Source organism: Sphingobacterium kyonggiense (assembly GCF_039536825.1).
Taxonomy (GTDB): domain Bacteria; phylum Bacteroidota; class Bacteroidia; order Sphingobacteriales; family Sphingobacteriaceae; genus Sphingobacterium; species Sphingobacterium kyonggiense.
In genome coordinates this window covers 82,260-100,117 of sequence record NZ_BAAAZI010000012.1, presented here as the reverse complement: position 1 = coordinate 100,117, position 17,858 = coordinate 82,260, and the positions used below count along the sequence as shown (strand labels likewise).

At 38.9% G+C, this 17,858-nt stretch carries 8 protein-coding genes and 1 riboswitch; of the genes, 4 read left to right on the top strand and 4 right to left on the bottom strand.

Annotated features, from left to right (window positions below; translation table 11 throughout):
- Nucleotides 1-8 precede the first annotated feature (8 nt).
- Together ABD676_RS15135 and ABD676_RS15130 are read right to left on the bottom strand one after the other, a co-directional pair.
- Entirely contained in the window at nt 9-2,912 is a 2,904-nt protein-coding gene (locus ABD676_RS15135) for a PD-(D/E)XK nuclease family protein (protein ID WP_344675578.1), read from the bottom strand.
- Between the two features lie 14 nt (nt 2,913-2,926).
- Nucleotides 2,927-6,289 carry a UvrD-helicase domain-containing protein gene (locus tag ABD676_RS15130; RefSeq protein WP_344675577.1) on the bottom strand — a complete coding sequence of 1,121 codons (3,363 nt, stop codon included), beginning with the start codon at nt 6,287-6,289 and terminating at the stop codon, nt 2,927-2,929.
- Nucleotides 6,290-7,156: 867 nt separating this feature from the next.
- Here ABD676_RS15130 and ABD676_RS15125 point away from each other — a divergent pair.
- On the top strand, nt 7,157-7,684 hold the full coding sequence (locus tag ABD676_RS15125) for a 30S ribosomal protein S16 (protein ID WP_344675576.1): 528 nt from the start codon (nt 7,157-7,159) through the stop codon (nt 7,682-7,684).
- 126 nt (nt 7,685-7,810) lie between these two features.
- On the opposite strand, the gene ABD676_RS15120 is transcribed toward ABD676_RS15125, so the two are convergent.
- Nucleotides 7,811-9,517 carry a RagB/SusD family nutrient uptake outer membrane protein gene (locus ABD676_RS15120; RefSeq protein WP_344675575.1) on the bottom strand — a complete coding sequence of 569 codons (1,707 nt, stop codon included), beginning with the start codon at nt 9,515-9,517 and terminating at the stop codon, nt 7,811-7,813.
- A 19-nt stretch (nt 9,518-9,536) separates the two neighbouring features.
- Nucleotides 9,537-12,620: a SusC/RagA family TonB-linked outer membrane protein gene (locus ABD676_RS15115; RefSeq protein ID WP_344675574.1), complete on the bottom strand. Its 3,084-nt coding sequence runs from the start codon at nt 12,618-12,620 to the stop codon at nt 9,537-9,539.
- Nucleotides 12,621-12,869: 249 nt separating this feature from the next.
- Here ABD676_RS15115 and rimM point away from each other — a divergent pair, with 249 nt between their 5' ends.
- From rimM to ABD676_RS15100, 3 genes are all read left to right on the top strand, one after another.
- Nucleotides 12,870-13,397, top strand: a complete 528-nt coding sequence (gene rimM, locus ABD676_RS15110) for a ribosome maturation factor RimM (protein ID WP_344675573.1) — start codon at nt 12,870-12,872, stop codon at nt 13,395-13,397.
- Between the two features lie 144 nt (nt 13,398-13,541).
- Nucleotides 13,542-13,642: riboswitch (SAM riboswitch) on the top strand.
- A 45-nt stretch (nt 13,643-13,687) separates the two neighbouring features.
- Nucleotides 13,688-14,644, top strand: a complete 957-nt coding sequence (metF, locus tag ABD676_RS15105; RefSeq protein ID WP_344675572.1) for a methylenetetrahydrofolate reductase [NAD(P)H] — start codon at nt 13,688-13,690, stop codon at nt 14,642-14,644.
- Between the two features lie 156 nt (nt 14,645-14,800).
- Entirely contained in the window at nt 14,801-17,809 is a 3,009-nt protein-coding gene (locus ABD676_RS15100) for a glycosyltransferase family 117 protein (RefSeq protein WP_344675571.1), read from the top strand.
- Nucleotides 17,810-17,858: the final 49 nt, after the last annotated feature.

Here is a 17,858-nt window from a genome sequence, read left to right as displayed (position 1 = left end):
AATGCTCTTTATTCGTCTTCACTTATCGTTTCCGGGACACTGTATTTATAAAATAGGGTGTAGGGATCTGATGGATAAACATGTGCATCTGGATTATGTTTGAATGGAATATTCCGATTAAAGAGTTCTTCCAAGGTCTCCCGAAGGAAATCGAGAAAATCATTTTTCATCTCCTCCAAGAAATAATCCGTAAAGACCATACTGCCACTGTTGTTCCGGAATAACGTGCCATCCTCTCGCATGCGTCTAGCGACGTATAGGTGCGGCTCTAAGCCCTTTATTCCTGTGACCTGCTCAAATACATAGGCGTAGAATAAAGTTTGCAGGAGCGCCTTATTTTCGGTCTCCTTGGCAAAGACATTCTCCGGCTTGCTGAACAATACCTTGTCACTACCTGTCTTGTAATCTACAATACGTATTTTCACTTGTCCATCTTGATCAACGACCTCATCTACCCGGTCAATAATTCCATAAAGTTTGATCTTGCTTGGCTCCCCATCGATCATAATATCAAAATCGAGATTATAATCTTTTTCATTCTCCAATTCTACAATTCGGAAGGATTGATAGTTTGCAATATCGTATTCCAGATACATCTGAATGTAGGCAGAAGATATCTTGTGCATGATCCGTTGAAGACTATTCAGATCCGAATATGATTTAAAATCCTGTTGATATTGCAAGCCAATTTCTTGAAGCACCAAACTATCTACCAATGCAATCTTCTCTTCCAAAACGGCTGTAGGGGTAAAGTCTGCTAAGCCCTTGTAAGGTAGGAGTAGTAACTCCATGCATCGGTGAATGATGGAACCTAAATTGTTCATTTCAAATTCCTGAGATATGGATGGCGGTTCCTTAATCTCCGCAACATATTTCAAGAAGAATTGCAATGGCGATTGCAGGTAAGTGGTAAATGCGGACGCTGATAAAAGCTTTTTATTGACGATATAACGGTTGTATAATTTGTCCCATATCTCGCCTTCTTTTGCAATGATGAGTTCCTTGGGCTGAACTGGAAACAACAAAGTCTGTTGCTGTACTCTTTTGATGAAGTTAAAGTTGGTTTCAAAAACCAGCTGCTTGATAAAACGACTTTCCTCTCCTGTACTGCTTTCATCCACAATTCCATTATAAAACAAGTGCATAAAATTGCTGTATTGGAAATGTCGGTAAAACAGATAGGCCGATAAGGCATCTTGATTTTCTAATATAGGAAGACCATATGCTTTGCGGAGGTTGTTGGGTAAAAAGGTTGCCGAACTAGAGGTTTTCGGTAGAATTCCCTCATTGGCACCCAACACATAGATATAGTCGAAATTTAAACAGCGACTTTCTAAAAGTCCCATGATTTGAAGTCCTTTTAAGGGATCCCCCTCGATGGCAGAATTTATCGGTGCAATAGCCTTTTTAACCAATCCTATTTGAAAAGAAATGGAGAAAGTCCCCAACTTATCAAATCCCATATGCAATTGATTAAGCACTTTTCGGGTCTCGATTAATAAGTCGGATTCAATCAATCGGATTCTCCCTTGCGTAGCCATGGATTCCAATAAGGAACGAATCATACGGTTAATACCGGGAATGACGTCATTTTTTAATGCAATAGGCTTAAAGAAATCGGGTAAAGCAGATTGTGCTACATCGATCTCTGCAACCGGAATCTCAAATAATTGTTTTTCTGAAGCCTCTTTTTGAATTCTCTGTTTGGTTTCAGGAGCGACTTTGGTCATTGGGTGAGAAAGGAAAGTCTCCAACAATTGATAGGGGATTTTCTCCTTTTTCTGCTGAGAAATCATCATTTGCACTTCACACCACAAGTCAATCAATCCGTAAATAGGCGATTGAATTAATGGGTAACCTGTCGTGATGTTGACCTCCAAATCCGGTAAACTTTGTAATAAAGGCACCAATAAGCTTTCATCGGCTAATAAAATAGCAGCTGTCTTTCCATCAGGGATGCCTTGTGGAAAGTCTTGAAGCAAAACATCATGCAAAGTCTTTGTTTCGCTGTTTTTTCCAAGGCATTGATAGAGCTGAACATCCGTAGTTCTATTGGCTAAAACATGTGGTATCTCACCCAGGGCATTTTCAAGTCCAGTTTGCTGTAAATTCCTCCGGATAAACAATCCTGCCTCTTGAATTTTATCGTCGATATAATGTCCGTCCGCATCAAAATAAAATAAAGCCAAGCCTTGCTCTTGCCAAGTCTTAAACAATAAAGCCTCAGCTCGATTTAGTGCATTGAAACCCACAAAAAGAATCTTCTTATAAGGCTTTAGGAAATCACCTTTTTCCGCTTTTCCTTCGGCTAACTCACGGTATAAGCCAGGGTAATTTATCTGACCTTCTGCCGCTAGTTTTGCTTTTAAAGCATGGTATAATTTTGGCAATCGCTTCCACAGTTTTAGAAAGCGTTGCTGTACCGCGGTATGTCCTTTGGCACTAAAGGATTGCCAAAACAAGCGGATAAAATCTTGTTGCTCCGCTGTGAAATGCTGAAAGGCAAGGTCGATTTCCGTTGTATCAAATAGTTCCATGTAGATTTGCTCTACCGGTACCAAATCGTAATCTATCTGTCCAAAATCCGATAAGATTATCTCTGCTATCGGGTAAAACTCTTCTAAAGTTTCGGGTTCATGACCTTCCTCTGCCAACAAGGCATTGTGCAATTCATACAAATAGAAGAATTGGCTCAGGGGTGACGCCTGAGTTTTTGTACTTGAAAGACTCAAGAATTCCTGAATGGTATAAAATTGAGGAGACCAAATGGCTTGACCATAAACATCCACCAGATGTTTCTTCAAATATGTTATCGGTCGTTTATTGTTAAAGACGATGGCTACATCACTGATGTCCTGGCCAAATTTCGCCTGTATATCTTCTGCTACTAATCGTAAAAAAGCTTTGTCCATGTTTCCTTAACCCCTTAATTTACTTCAACTAATTCCTTGGTCTTTGCATAATACAAATACCCTTTTATTTGCTTATAACCTACATGCTTCAAGGCATCCATATAGGTGCCCACCTGGTATTTATGCTCGATGTAATCACCCTTGGTAAATTTAAAGTCGAGCACAATGGTTTCTCCATCTTTACTGAAAACCTTATCCGGGCGCAAGGTCTTTCCTTCAGAGGTGATGATACTAGCCTCATTCCAAACTTTATAATCACTAGTTAACCATTTGTGGATCTGTGGATGATGCCAGATCTCATGAATCTCTTGCATCAATTCTGCTCGTTCCTCCGGTACGAGGATTCCTTCTTCGATATATTGATCCACCAACTGAGCAATGTCTGGTTCCTTTTCAGCAGTAGATATGATCTCATGCGCCAATACTCCATACCGTGCCGCCTCTTCCATCATCAAAATATTGTTGATGCTCCGTTTGGTCGAACGCTCCAAGGCACGCTCTAGCTCTGCAGACATCGGATAGTTCGACAATGCAAACTTTAAGTTTTCACCTTCAGAAGTTTCGTACGTTTCAGAACTGATTATTTCTTGTATATCAAGTTGACAATCTGTTAGTGGAAAGACGGATGCCTCATCATCTAAAACTTGATAAACCAAATCGCTGATGTATTCATTCTTGATTTCAAAACTTACTGCTGCTTCTGGGTCTTTCGAATTGCTATTTTTGAATTGTGGCGCTGTAATATAAAGATGCTCTTTAGCCCGGGTCGTCGCTACATAGAAGGTGTTTAGAGCATCCATGTAGTTGAATAACATTTCTTCAAAATATTGTTGAAAGAAGATGGATTTTCCTAAGCCGCTGGTGTATTTGATCGGTATTTTTCCTAATGAAGCAAATGGCGTATCCTGTACATCAATCCAAAAATCACCATTGGTCATACCGTCTAGATTCCATGAGCAGAAAGGAATCATTACCACATCATAGGCTAAGCCTTTGGACTTATGAATGGTGGTTACCTCGATGGCATCAATTTTCCCGTTGGAAGGCAATACCGCTTTATCACCATCCTCTTCCCAGAACTCCAAGAACTGAATAAGTCCGCGTTCACCCTTGCTGGAAAATTGAGTAACCATGTCTTTAAATGCCAACAAGTAGGGGAGGTGCGTGGAGCTTGTTCCCAACTGATACGTATCAATTAACTTCTCTGTTAAATGAACCAAAGGCATTTTTTGTAATGAATTCCATTGTTCAATAAGCTGGATTGGCAATACCTCAGCTAATTGGTCTATGCGATTCTGCTTAAATTTAAGCCAAGCATCGGCTGTGAAATCTGAATTTCCTTGAAGAATCTGGTAGAGGTAACTCATGTTTGCCAAATGAATGACATGTTTATCCGATTGATAAACCAAAGCACGGAAGGTCTCGATTAATAAACTGATCGCATTGTTAGAAACCAAGGTTAAGGCATCTCCTGATACGACTTCAAAGTCCATTCCTTGCTCATTCTTGTAGCGCATCAATTCTTGAATCATTAATTTTGCCTGCGCATTGCTTCTCACCAAAATACCGATTTGATTTGCCTTATATCTTCCAGTGCCTATCCATTCTCCAATTTTGCCGCAGAGGTTCTTTACGGACTCTTCGATAACTTGATTCTTTCGGAAGCGTCCATCTCGAACAGGAAGGAAGCTGATTTCAATAGATCCTTGAGGCTTGCCTTCTCCTATCAGATGTGGAGGGATGGTTTGTATGCTATCTTGATAGGCTTTGACGAGCATCTGATCATTACCGGTATTATGCCACCATTCGGCCATCTCCCCAGAAAGGCTTTCTAGCACCTTGTTGTTTAGTGCCTCTTGTAATAGGGCAGGAATATGCTCGAACAAATAATTGTTCAACTTGATGATATTTGGTAAGCTGCGGTAATTCGTCTGCAAATTACCATGATGAATAAATTCGTTTAATGTATCACCTTGCTGGTGAAAGCTATCGCCCACTTGTTGTTCTACCTGTTGCAGTAAAATACGCCAATCGCCATTTCTCCAACGGTAGATGCTCTGTTTTACATCCCCCACAATTAAGTGCTCATGCTGCTTACCTTGTGTATTTGCCAATGCATTTAACAACAAAGGGCTGTAGTTTTTCCATTGTATCCTGGATGTATCCTGAAACTCGTCAAATAGGAAATAATTATAACGATTGCCGATTTTCTCCCAAATGAAGGTAGGATCACTATTTTCATCGAGCCCGATTTTATTCAATAAAACTTGCGCATCAGAAATCAACTGTGATGAATTCTCCTTGCGCCATAAGCTCAATAAATCGCTCATTTCTTTTAATAGGCGTAGAAAATACAAGTTATTCTGCACGGCCTGATAGGCTATAAAAGCAGGGAAAATGCGCTTGAGCTCCATGATAGCCTCCAATGCGGGCAATACCGCATCTAGAAATTCTGGTCGGTAATCCTTCTGCTGGTCCACAAATATCTTTTCCGGCTCAGCTAATAGCACCTCAAATTTGGCGAATACCTTCTCGTCCAAATCCGTTATAGAAGTCTTAAATATGTTGGAATTGACCTTACTTGCCGCAATAAATTTATTGCGAGATTTCCCTGATAAATCTGCCTCTTGGATCCCTAAGCCTCGAAATGCAAGTTGAAAATTCTCAATACTTTCACTTAAAGCCTGTAAAAAAGAGCTAGTCTTTTCGGCAACTTCTTGGTTTAATAGATTGAAAATCCGGTCACTATCTGCAGATAGCACATAGCCATCAAACTCTTGAAAATTCTCGCTGAATATCAATCCAGCCAAGCTCATGAGTTGATTTCTATAGTTCCAGTTTTCGTTATTGCCTATTTTTTGTTCGGCGTAATTGATGATCCATTCCAATAATTCGGGTTTCTCATCCAATAAGTTGTTAAGCATAATGGTAAGGTCCCTTTTCACCTTATTGCTATTCATCTCAATTGCATAGCCAGCGTCTAAATTTAGCTCATATGTAAAACTGCGGATAACCTTTTGCGAAAAGCCATCAATGGTGCTTACCGAAAAATGTGCATAATCATGAAGGATTCTACGATAAATCCTTCTGGCTTTTTCCTGCAAACTGATGCTATCCAATTGTGGATGTTCTTCCAAAAGGAGTTTTCGGTAATCGTCAATCTTTCGGGATTGATCTCCTAAAGCCAAACCTTGAAGGACCGATAATATCCGCTCCTTCATCTCGGCAGTTGCCTTGTTGGTAAAGGTGACCGCGAGGATTTCTCGGTAGTTGCTTTCTTTAGCTAATAATAAGCTTAGGTAATGGACAGTCAAACTAAAAGTCTTTCCTGATCCCGCTGAAGCTTTGACGATTTTTAAAGGTGCTTTATGTGGCATGGATTCACTGCAGATTTATTAGCGATGAATATCGTCAATATCCGCCTAATCATGAAAAAAAATAATATTTTATGTGTTCTGAGACTGAACCCATGCTTCCTTCCATGTAGAGCATGCTTTCCATAATCTTTCCTTGTTATTTTAAGCTATTTGCTAGTAGATTTCTTTGATACTCACACGGAATTTCATTGGATTTGATAAGGATCTTATTCGGATCTCGTTCGCTTCTAACCGAACGAGATCCGAAGGAGTTCCGAACAAGTTCCGAAGGAGATCCGAATAAGTGACGAAGGAAACCCCTTGAAATAGATAGGAGACCGCTACGCTATTAGATGTGAGATATGAGATAGTAAGGTGGATAAGTATGTTCCTTACTACTCAAAGCGAAGCGAAGAGTCTTTTGCCCTCCCACTAGACCTCGTCGTTCTTTATCGAAGATAAAGAAACCTCAAACTGTCTAGGTATTACGTTATGTAGGGGTGGCACTGAGTGAGTTTGAGGGAAGGGGGGTATCCCCGCCGAAAGCGAACGGAATATCCGCCCGATATAAAAAAATATGAAGGGTTAGGGAAAAGAAATAGATAATGTTGGGTGTTAAGCGGTCGATGCATGCATCGACCCTACAAACAATCGTGAAATAATTGAGGCTATTAACCTCAAATTTACGGTCGAAGCATGCTTCGGCCGCTATCCAAAACACCAGTTTCCTTTCCCGCCAATAGGTCTAACTACTAACTACTTGATACTAAATACTATTTTTTAAGGCGAACTCTTATTATTTTAATTATCAGATATTTTATCTATCTTTGCGTCCCCTCTTGCATGCAGCACGGGGGATATGTTGAATACATAAAATAACAAAAAAACATGGCAACTAAAATCAGATTGCAGAGACACGGTAAAAAAGGAAAACCTTTTTACCATGTAGTAGTAGCAGATGCACGTGCTCCACGTGATGGTAAGTTCATCGAGCGTATTGGTTCTTATAACCCAAACACTAATCCAGCGACTATCGTATTAGATTTCGAAAAAGCATTAGACTGGATGAACAAAGGTGCACAACCTACTGACACCGCTCGTACTATCCTTTCAGACAAAGGTGTTTTATACAAAAGACACTTGCAAGGTGGTGTGAAAAAAGGTGCTTTCGATGATGCTAAAGCAGAAGAACTTTTCAACAACTGGGTAGAAAGTAAAGATGCGCAAATCGAAGGTAAAAAATCTGGCTTAGCAAAAACTAAAGAAGAAGCTAAAAAAGCTGCTTTAGCTGCTGAGGCAAAGAAAAAAGAAGAGAAAGCTGCTGCTATCGCTGCTAAAAACACCCCTGCTGCTGAAGAAGCAACAGAAGAAGCTAGCGAAGAAACTGCTGAAAACACTGAAGAAACAGAAGGTTAATCCTTTTCAAAAAGTATTCGAAAGAGCCGGTCTATTACAGAACGGCTTTTTTTGTGCCTTATTTATTCCCACAAAAAAAGAGGTTGCCAATTTTGGCAACCTCAATATAAAATAATCTAAAGAATATTATTTAGTTGGGTTCTGAGTCAGCGTTCCTGGATAAGAGTTGATCGCATCTTGTGGGATGTAATAAACAACTCGGTAATCTGTAGGAGCAACTACTTCAGTTTGTGTTTGTGGACCTGGATATTTACGTGTTAATGGATCTCCATTACGGAATACATCATAACTACGTTCTGCTTGGTAAGCTAATTCCAATTGTCTTTCCTTGTCAATATAGGTTTTTGCGTTTGCAGCTGTCATACTTGCATAAGCACCGTTTTCAATAGAACGAGTTCTGATTTTGTTCAAATCAACAAGTGATTCTGCATAGCGACCTAACTTAGCCAAAGCCTCAGCTCTATTCAAGTAAACCTCTCCTAAACGGCTAATCAATGGTGAGTGAAGTTGTGATTCTTCACCTTCTTTCGAACATTTGATGATGTAAAATTGTGGATAAACACGGTTTAATGTGATAAAGTAATCCAATACACCATGGTATGTTTTACCATCTTTATAGTTGATCGAATAGGTGCCTTGTGAAGCATTGACAGCAGTCAAGGTATAATTTGCAGAACCTTCTTTCGCTTGGATTGTACCTCCGCTGCGGATTACTGTATCTTGAGCATAGTTTAACTCACCAGATTTTGGATCTTGTTTGATGAAACGGAATACCTCTGTATAGGCACCAGTTTTTGCATCCTTACGATAGGTTGGAGCAATGAACGCAGCACGTGCATCAACAATCTTGTAGTTGTCTGGTCTCCAGTCGTTTCTTCCGGTTTCGTTTAAGAGATCAATGTATTTTGCACTTGCATACATTTCTCCCCAGCCCATACCTCCGATATTGGAGTACATACCACCAATTCCGTAATAATGGTCATAACCTGAGAATTCTGAAGCTACTCTTTTAATAGCAAAAATAGTTTCTTTATTGTCTTCAGGTTTGAAGGTGTTGTATCGCATAAACTGATCTCTCGTTAACAAAGTATAACGGTTGGAGTTAATCACTTTGTCTGCATATTCAACGGATAATCTCGCATATTCAGCATTAGGAGATTCATAAGTGCCACTCATATACAAATATACACGTGATAATAGGGCTTGAGCAGCTTCTTTAGTACCATAAATAGAAGTTTTTCCTAAAGTCAATAATGATTCTGCTTTCTTTAAATCGGCGATTACTTGTGCATAAGTATCTTTCACTGTTGCGCGATCTGGAAGGTTTAAATCTCCGAATACATTATCTGGAGTACCATTTACAATCGGAACACCAAGATTGGTTTCAGGCGATTGGTAATAAGGTCTTCCATAAGCACGCACCAAGTAGAAATACATCATTCCACGGATAAAATATGCTTCACCTAGTTGATTGTCAGTTGTTGCATCTTTGCTTTCAGGAACCAATTTAATAATATTGGATGCTTGAGCAATAGCTTTGTAGCTAGAGTTCCAGAAAGTTGATAAACGACCATTATTTGGTGTTCTTGAATAAGAGATAAATTCGTAAAAAGCATCGGTTGATGATCCACGAATCATCATATTATCTCCGGCATATTCACCTGCACGGTGCATAGGGTCAGACCAAGCCTTTAATTGGGCATAGGCACCAACTAACATGGCATCTGGATTTTGAGATATCTTATCTGAATCCATTGACCCGTATGGTAATCTTTCTATATCACAAGAGCCTAAAAACGCTGAGGCTGCTAATAAAATAAGTAACTTTTTCATAATAATAATTCCTTAGGGATTAAAATGTAACATTAAGGCCAAACATAAACTTGCGAGTTGCCGGATATACGGATGGTCCAGCTGTATTAAGAACAGCACCTGAATCATTGATAGACATCTCTGGATCAACACCTGAATATTTGGTCAGTGTAAATAAATTCTCTCCTGTTAAAAAGAAACGAACGCTATTTAAGTTGTATTTAGATAAATCTAATTTATATCCTAAGGATAAAGAACGCATTCTGAAAAAGTCGTTTTCTTCTAAATAACGTGAAGAAGCTTTGTTACCATTGTCCTTATTGTTGTATTTAGCCACTGGGTGAGTTGCGATATCACCTGGTTTTTCCCAACGTGACCAACCATCCTGTAACTTCATTTGATTACGGTCAGTATATGTTCCGTCTGAATCGTATTCTTGTCTGAAGTAATTGTATGATAAACCACCGATCGAGTAACCAAAAGTTGCTGATAAATCAAATTGCTTGTACGCTAAATTGGTGCTAATGCCACCAAATAAATCTGCTGCTGCTTTCTTCAAGGCTACTTGAGTAGCTTCTGCATAGTTTGATGTTACTGTTTTACCAGTCTCATTACCGTTTGCATCTTTTTCAATATGGTACCACTGTGGTTTACCGTCTTCGGGATTAACACCAGCCCATTCTGCCATGTAGTAAGTGTCTACTGGTAAACCTGGGTAAAGGATACGTTGTGCCGAACCTGCAATCCCTGCTCCATCACCAATGTAAACTGGACGGATCGACATGTTGCCATTCGCATCTTTAGTAGGATATAGTTTGGTTAACTTGTTTTTGTTATGTCCTAAGTTGATATCAATAGACCATAATAAATCGTCTGTACGAAGGATGTCACCACCAATATTTAATTCAATACCACGGTTGTTCATCTCTCCTACGTTCTTCCATAATGAGGTTACACCAATTAAACCTGTAACAGGAACAGCGTAAAGGATGTTGTCTGTATCTTTGTTATAATAGTCAAAAGATGCACGGATACGGTTATTAAATAATCCAAAATCTAAACCCACACCAGTAGTGTATGTGTTTTCCCAAGATAAATCAGGATTACCAATTACGGAAATTAATGCACCTGGATTTTCGTTATATCCTGAAGTTGAAGAAACCGAATATACGCTGTATTGAGGATAAAGTGAAGATGGTTTATTTCCTACGGAACCATAAGCAGCACGTAATTTCAATAAGTTGATTTGGTCAAAATTGAACCACGACTCGTTATGGATATTCCATCCTCCGGAAACGGAGAAGAAGTTACCATATTTACCATTTGTACCAAAGTTGGATGCACCATCGCGACGGAATGATCCTTCAAGAGTATAACGGTTATCGTATTCATAAGTTGCTTTGGAAAGTATGGATTGTGTTGCCCATTCGCTGATACCCCCTTTAGTACGCTCAGGCTTTGCTACAACATCTAATACTTCGAATCCTGGTATAAATCCTGTTCCATACACATCAAGTGTTTTTATGCGGTAATCGTTAAATTCATAAGCCAAAATTCCACTTAAACTATGTTTGTCCCAATTCTTGTTGAAACGTAAGATTTGGTTGGTATATCTTCTGTAGTCTTCTGAACGGTATTCTGCCAAACGACCTTTTACACTTTCTCCAGCACTTGAACTTGGATCATAATAGTACGCTGAAGAATATAAATTCGCACGGTAGTTATTTACAGAAGAGAAAGTTAACCAATCCGTGATTTTAATATCAAAATCAATTCCACCCATCAACTCATAGTTGTGGTTGTTTCCGTGGTTGAATTGTAAATCATATAAATAGTTAGTTCCAGCACTATTTACCCAACCTGAATAACGGTGAGGTACCGGTTTTCCATTATCATCGTATGGGTTATCCCAAGGGAAATTAGTGTACATTGCTGTGATGGAATATTGTTGGTCATCAGCACCTCTGCGTGCGCCTGCTAAGGTAGGTCTAATTGTTAACCAGTCAAATGGTCTGATGGTGTTGTTCAAACGTACATTGTAACGCTTGTAGTCATAACCTTTAACAGCACCTACTTCATTGTAATAACCTAGGGAAAGCAAAGATTGTAAATTGTCATTACCACCTTGAATAGTTACGTTGTGGTTTTGGGTTAAGCCACTTTTGGTTGCTACTTTCCACCAATCGAAATTAGAATTTTTCAATTCGTCATTCCATCTTGGGAAATTAATTACATTGGCATTTTGGAAAGAAGAGTAATAATCGTATAATTCAGCGCCATTCATCATCTCTAAATTTCCGTTGGTTAAGGTGTTTACCCCTAATTTACCGGAATAGCTGATGGTTGCTTTTTGAGCTTTAGGAGTTTTTGTAGTAACAACGATTACTCCATTTGCACCTTGCGAACCATAGATAGAGGTTGAAGCCGCATCTTTTAATACGGTTAATCCTACGATATCATCAGGGTTCAAGTCACCTGGGCTTGATCCTACGATAACACCATCGATTACCCATAGCGGGCTAGTGGTACCACTTAGGGTTGCTTGACCGCGAATTACCACACCACCACGTGATCCTGGACGGCCATTACCTGGTGCAACATAAACACCAGCAGCTTTACCGTTTAACATGTTCTCAACAGTAGGAGTCGTAATGTCACGAAGCTTCTCGCCCTTTACAGCCTGCATCGCTCCTGTTAAACTTTCTTTCTTCTGTTGGATACCGTATCCAACGATCACTACTTCATCAATCTCATCTGTTTTTTCAGATAGTGTGACTGACATGCTAGTTCCGCTTACAACACGTTGTAATTCGGAATACCCTAATGCTTGGAATACCAAGGTTTGACCAGGTTTAGCGTTGATGCTGAACTTACCAGCTTCATCTGTCGAAGTTGCTACACTAGGATCTTCCTTTACTCGAATGGTAACTCCTGATAAAGGACCGCTTGGTCCACTAACTGTTCCAGTTACTTGTTGTTGGTTCGCAACATGAACTAAGGAAGCAGTCCTTCCGATTTCATTAGCCTGTGTGAGAGTAGGACTAAGAAATGCTAAAAGTAATGCAGAGCCTATTGGGTAAATGGCTCTTGCAAACATAGGCGTGTAATTGCTTTTGTTTCTCATAACATATAGTAATTGTTAAATTTTTGACTCCTAAGAATCATAAATAGATTTATGAAGACCAATATTAATAGAATGTTAATTATGCGAAATAAAATAAATGAACTCAATCGATTGTCCTATTTAACGCAATCGTTTGTTTTTTATTGAATTGTATCATGTAAAATTTTTAGTAAAGTAAGTAATAGACTTTGAAAACATATTTATGAGTGTATTTCTAGAATCATTACCTTTGTGCTGAAATACTAAAAAATGAATAAAGATCAGAGTTTCTATATAGGTTATGTAAGCAAAACCCGCGGATTAAAAGGTGAAGTGCAGTTATTCTTTGAATTTGAAGATTATGCAGAATTAGATTTAGACGTCATTTTCTTGGAAATTGATAAGAAATTAGTACCATATTTCGTGGAGAATGTAAAACTTCACAATAATAGTACTGCCTATGCATGGTTTGAAGATATAGATCATATTGACAAAGCACAACCTTTGGTTCATAAGAAAATGTATTTGCCTATTGAGAAAATGCCAGAGCGTGATCCTGATGATTTCAGATACAGCGATTTAATTGGATATTTGGTAATTGATGAGCAAGAAGGAGAGTTGGGTGAAATTACACAAGTGCAGGAGATGCCACAACAATTTATTGCTACCATCAACATGGAAGACAAAGAAGTTATGTTTCCCCTGAATGAAGACTTTATAGTAGGTATCGATCCGGAAGAAAAAGTAGTGGTATTGCAATTACCAGAGGGATTAGTGGATATGTATTTGGAGCAGTAATCCATAATGATATAAGAATTTTAAGCCATTGGATTTCGTTCAATGGCTTTTTTTGTGGGTTTTATTGGACAATTTTCAGGATGTATTTCGTTTAATTTTAGAAATTCATTTTGAGATTAACGGACGAATAACGATATTAGCCCTCGCTTATAGAGAAAGGCAGAGGGAATAGACCCGCTGAAGCCTTAGCAACCTGACCCTTGTCAAGGTGCTACATTCTACCCCAAATAAGGGAAAGATAAGCTGAGACCAGTTTTCACTGCGTTTTCTCTAAGCCCTAATTGTATTATATGAAGATTGTAGATCATATCAAGAATGCCAATGGCAAGACCTTGTATTCTTTTGAGTTGTTACCACCAGCAAAGGGCCAGGGGATTCAAAGCATATTTAAAACCATGGATGAATTGATGGAGTTTAAGCCACCATTTATCGATGTTACTTATCACCGCGAAGATTACCTATATAAACAACATACCAACGGCTTACTTGAACGTGTTTCTTATAGAAAGCGTCCTGGTACAGTAGCTATCTGTGCCGCTATCATGAGTAAATATAAAGTTGATGCTGTACCGCATTTGATCTGTGGAGGTTTTACCAAAGAAGAGACAGAAAATGCCTTGATCGATCTTAATTTCCTAGGTATTGATAATGTTTTGGTGTTACGTGGCGATGCTCGTAAAGGTGATTCTGACTTTATTCCTACGGAAGGTGGACATGCTTATGCCATCGATCTATTGGAACAGGTAGCGGATATGAACAGAGGACAGTATTTGCATGAAGATATTGGCAGTTCGGAGAAAACTGACTTCTGTATTGGTGTTGCAGGATATCCGGAGAAACATTTCGAAGCACCAAACTTTAATACGGACTTTAAATGGTTGAAGAAGAAAGTGGCCATGGGTGCTGAATTTATCGTTACGCAGATGTTCTTTAACGTAGAAAAATACAAGGAATTTGTCACCAAATGTAGAGAACATGATATCCATGTCCCTATTATTCCGGGATTAAAGCCATTGACGACAAAAAATCAATTGATCACCTTGCCAAGAATCTTCCACTTGGATATTCCTGAGGACTTAAGTGATGCTGTTGAAGCTTGTAAAAACAACGCTGAAGTACGTCAAGTTGGTGAAGAATGGCTAGTACAACAGTGTAAGGAGTTGATAAACTTTGGAGCACCGGTATTGCACTTTTATACCATGAGTAATCCAGGACCTACAAAAAAAATCGTAGAAAAACTCGTATAACGAACTAACCAACCCTTATATATTACCCTAAAGACGGAATTACTTCCGTCTTTTTCTTTTTTCAGCATATCAGGTGTCGAAGCTGTTAAATAGTGTTAAGCCATCATGGTCTTTCAATTTACTTGGTTAATTTTATTAGCACAACTAACCACAAATATGAAATATAATAGAATCAACAATCTTTTAGGATGGCTTTGTGGTATCATAGCCTTTTTAATCTATTCCTTTACGACGGAGAAGTTTAGCAGTTGGTGGGATACAGGAGAATTTATTGCCTCGGCTTATAAATTAGAAATCGTCCATCAGCCGGGTGCTCCATTGTTTCTCATGCTGCAAAATGTGTTTTCTAATTTGGCATTAGGTGATGCCACTAAAATAGCCTATTGGATGAATATAGGTTCTGCAGTATGTAGTGGAATGACCATTGTGTTCTTGTTTTGGACCATTACAGCAATCGCCAGGAAATTAATCGCAAAAGGCGAAGAATTGGACTTTACTCAGCAAGTAAAGATCTTTGGTGCCGGTTTGGTTGGTGCTTTAGCGTACAGCTTTTCCGATACATTCTGGTATTCAGCCGTAGAATCCGAAGTATATGCTATGTCGTCCCTGTGTACAGCTGTTGTATTCTGGTTAGCCTTAAAATGGGAGCAAAGAGCCGATGAACCCGATGCTAATAAGTGGCTGTTGGTACTGGCCTATGTGATGGGATTAAGTATTGGCGTGCATCTATTGAATTTATTGACCATTCCTGCCATTGCTTTGTTGATTTATTTCCGCAAAAGTAAAGCAGTTACCTGGACTGGTATTGCCAAATCCTTAGGATGGGGCGTATTAGTCTTGGGCTTTATTCTGTGGGGTGTAATCCAATATTCCGTTCGAATAGCTGCTCAATTTGATTTATTCTTTGTGAATGGATTGGGCATGCCATTTGGGACAGGCATCATCTTATTTGTGCTATTATTGGTTTCAGCAATTGTATTTGGGATTTACTATTCGATCAAGAAAGCTAAGCCAATTCTAAATTTAGCCTTGCTTTCACTAGCCTTTATCTATTTGGGTTTTGGATCTTATACCTTTCTTTTGGTCAGATCTCAAACCAATATCACCTTAAATAATAATGCGCCAGATAATGTGTTTTCTTTTCTAGGCTATCTTGCTAGAGAGCAATATCAATCTGAGCCATTGTTTAAGGGCCCCAATTTTAATTCGCAAATTGTTGGTGTAAATGAGAAGTCTGATTTTCGGAAAGATGAACATAGCTATGCAGAGATAAAAGGAAGAAGTAGCTATGAATACGATAAGGAAGTGTTATTCCCTCGGGTTTATAGTGAAAAGCATAGCGATTTTTACCGTCAATATTTGGGATTAGCAGAAGGAGAGACACCTTCCTTTATCGATAATATGCGTTTCTTTTTTGGGTACCAGTTGGGGCATATGTACAGTCGATATTTCATGTGGAATTTTGTGGGTAGACAGAATGATAGTCCTAGTCAGGGTGAATATAGTTCAGGCAATTGGATTTCTGGTATTTCTTTCCTAGATGATCTCCGCCTTCCTGGACAAAGTCAAATCAGTGAATTCTTTAAGAATGATCCGAGTAGAAATACATATTTCTTCTTGCCATTGCTATTAGGTGTTATAGGTCTAGCTTGGCAATTAAAGAAGAGTAGAAAGGATACTGCTATTGTAGGCTTGTTGTTCTTCTTTACAGGGATAGCTATTGTTTTGTATTTGAACCAAAGTCCATTACAACCTAGGGAAAGAGATTATGCTTATGCTGGTTCTTTCTATGTTTTTGCTATTTGGATAGGTCTAGGAATGATAGCTGTGACGGATTTCTTGCAGCAAAAGATTAAAGTTTCATCTAAACAACTGGCAGTAGCATCAGCTGGTCTTTGTATGTTGGCAGGCCCTGTTCTGTTAATCAGTCAGAATTGGGATGATCATGATCGTTCGGCACGAACAATGACCCGGGATATGGCATATAATGCTTTGCAGTCTTGTGAACCTAATGCTATTCTGTTCACTTATGCGGATAATGATACTTTTCCACTGTGGTACTTGCAAGAAGTGGAAGGAGTGAGAACAGATGTTCGTGTACTCAACTACGGATACATGCAATCGGAATGGTATGTAAAACAAGCCATGCAAGATGTTAATCAGTCGAAGGCTTTACCAATTGGATTTAATTATGATAAGGTAAAGAAAGGTGTGAGGGAAGTGGTTCGAGTGTTGGATATGGGAATTGAAGGTCATGTGGATGTGGATAAAATGTTAGCTGTCATGTTATCGGATGATCCTTCCAATAAAGTGCAGCTTCAAGATGGTAGCTTTGAAAACATATTGCCGAGTAAAAAGTTGCAATTGAAGATTAATAAGGATGCGGTATTGAAGAATAAGGTAGTGCCAAAAGAGTGGGAATCCTATGTTCCCGAATATATGCAGTGGGATTATCAACAAAGCTATGTGTCCAGATCGGAGTTGGTATTGATGTCTATTCTGGCAGAGAATAATTGGGAGAGACCGATCTATTTTACCCAGATGAGTCCAAATTCTGTCTTTATGGGGATGGATAAATATATGGCCTCAGAAGGGTTGTTATATAAGTTAATGCCAGTAGAAGTAGGGCAAGCAGCAAATACTCCTTCTTTGGTCAACTCGGACAAGATCTATTCGAATGCAATGGACAAATACCGTTGGCCAAATATTTCATCTATCAATCATTTGGATACAGATTCAAATACCTTCTTTGAGGGTTGGGCTTATGCCAATGTTTACCAACAAGGAATTGATCAATTGATGGCTCAAAATAAAACCAAGCAGGCACGTGATCTGGCACTGAAAGCTTATGACCTACAGCCAAAAAGAATTAATTCGGCTAAGCTTACTTACCTCAATGCGACGGTAGTAGACACTTTGTATAAAACCCAAGAATTGGAAAAAGCAAAATCATTGGCTACCAGAAGTATCAATGCATTGGATGAATTGTTAAATCAACAATTGCTGATTACCAGCAAAGGGATGCATGGATTTGATGGATACACCATTCACTTGGGTATGGAGGCCTTGACACGTTATAAAGCAATTGGTGAAAGTGCCAAAGATGAAGCTTTGGTAGCTCAAGTAAACAGAATGGAAGAGCGATATAAACAAGCTTGGATGTAAGTAAGAGTATAATTTAGTGTAATAGAAAATCCCCTTAAGATTACCTCTT

Coding starts and splice junctions, on each gene's coding strand:
- ABD676_RS15135 (WP_344675578.1), bottom strand. CDS start 2,912: ATGGACAAAGCTTTTTTACGATTAGTAGCAGAAGATATACAGGCGAAA.
- ABD676_RS15130 (WP_344675577.1), bottom strand. CDS start 6,289: ATGCCACATAAAGCACCTTTAAAAATCGTCAAAGCTTCAGCGGGATCA.
- ABD676_RS15125 (WP_344675576.1), top strand. CDS start 7,157: ATGGCAACTAAAATCAGATTGCAGAGACACGGTAAAAAAGGAAAACCT.
- ABD676_RS15120 (WP_344675575.1), bottom strand. CDS start 9,517: ATGAAAAAGTTACTTATTTTATTAGCAGCCTCAGCGTTTTTAGGCTCT.
- ABD676_RS15115 (WP_344675574.1), bottom strand. CDS start 12,620: ATGAGAAACAAAAGCAATTACACGCCTATGTTTGCAAGAGCCATTTAC.
- rimM (WP_344675573.1), top strand. CDS start 12,870: ATGAATAAAGATCAGAGTTTCTATATAGGTTATGTAAGCAAAACCCGC.
- metF (WP_344675572.1), top strand. CDS start 13,688: ATGAAGATTGTAGATCATATCAAGAATGCCAATGGCAAGACCTTGTAT.
- ABD676_RS15100 (WP_344675571.1), top strand. CDS start 14,801: ATGAAATATAATAGAATCAACAATCTTTTAGGATGGCTTTGTGGTATC.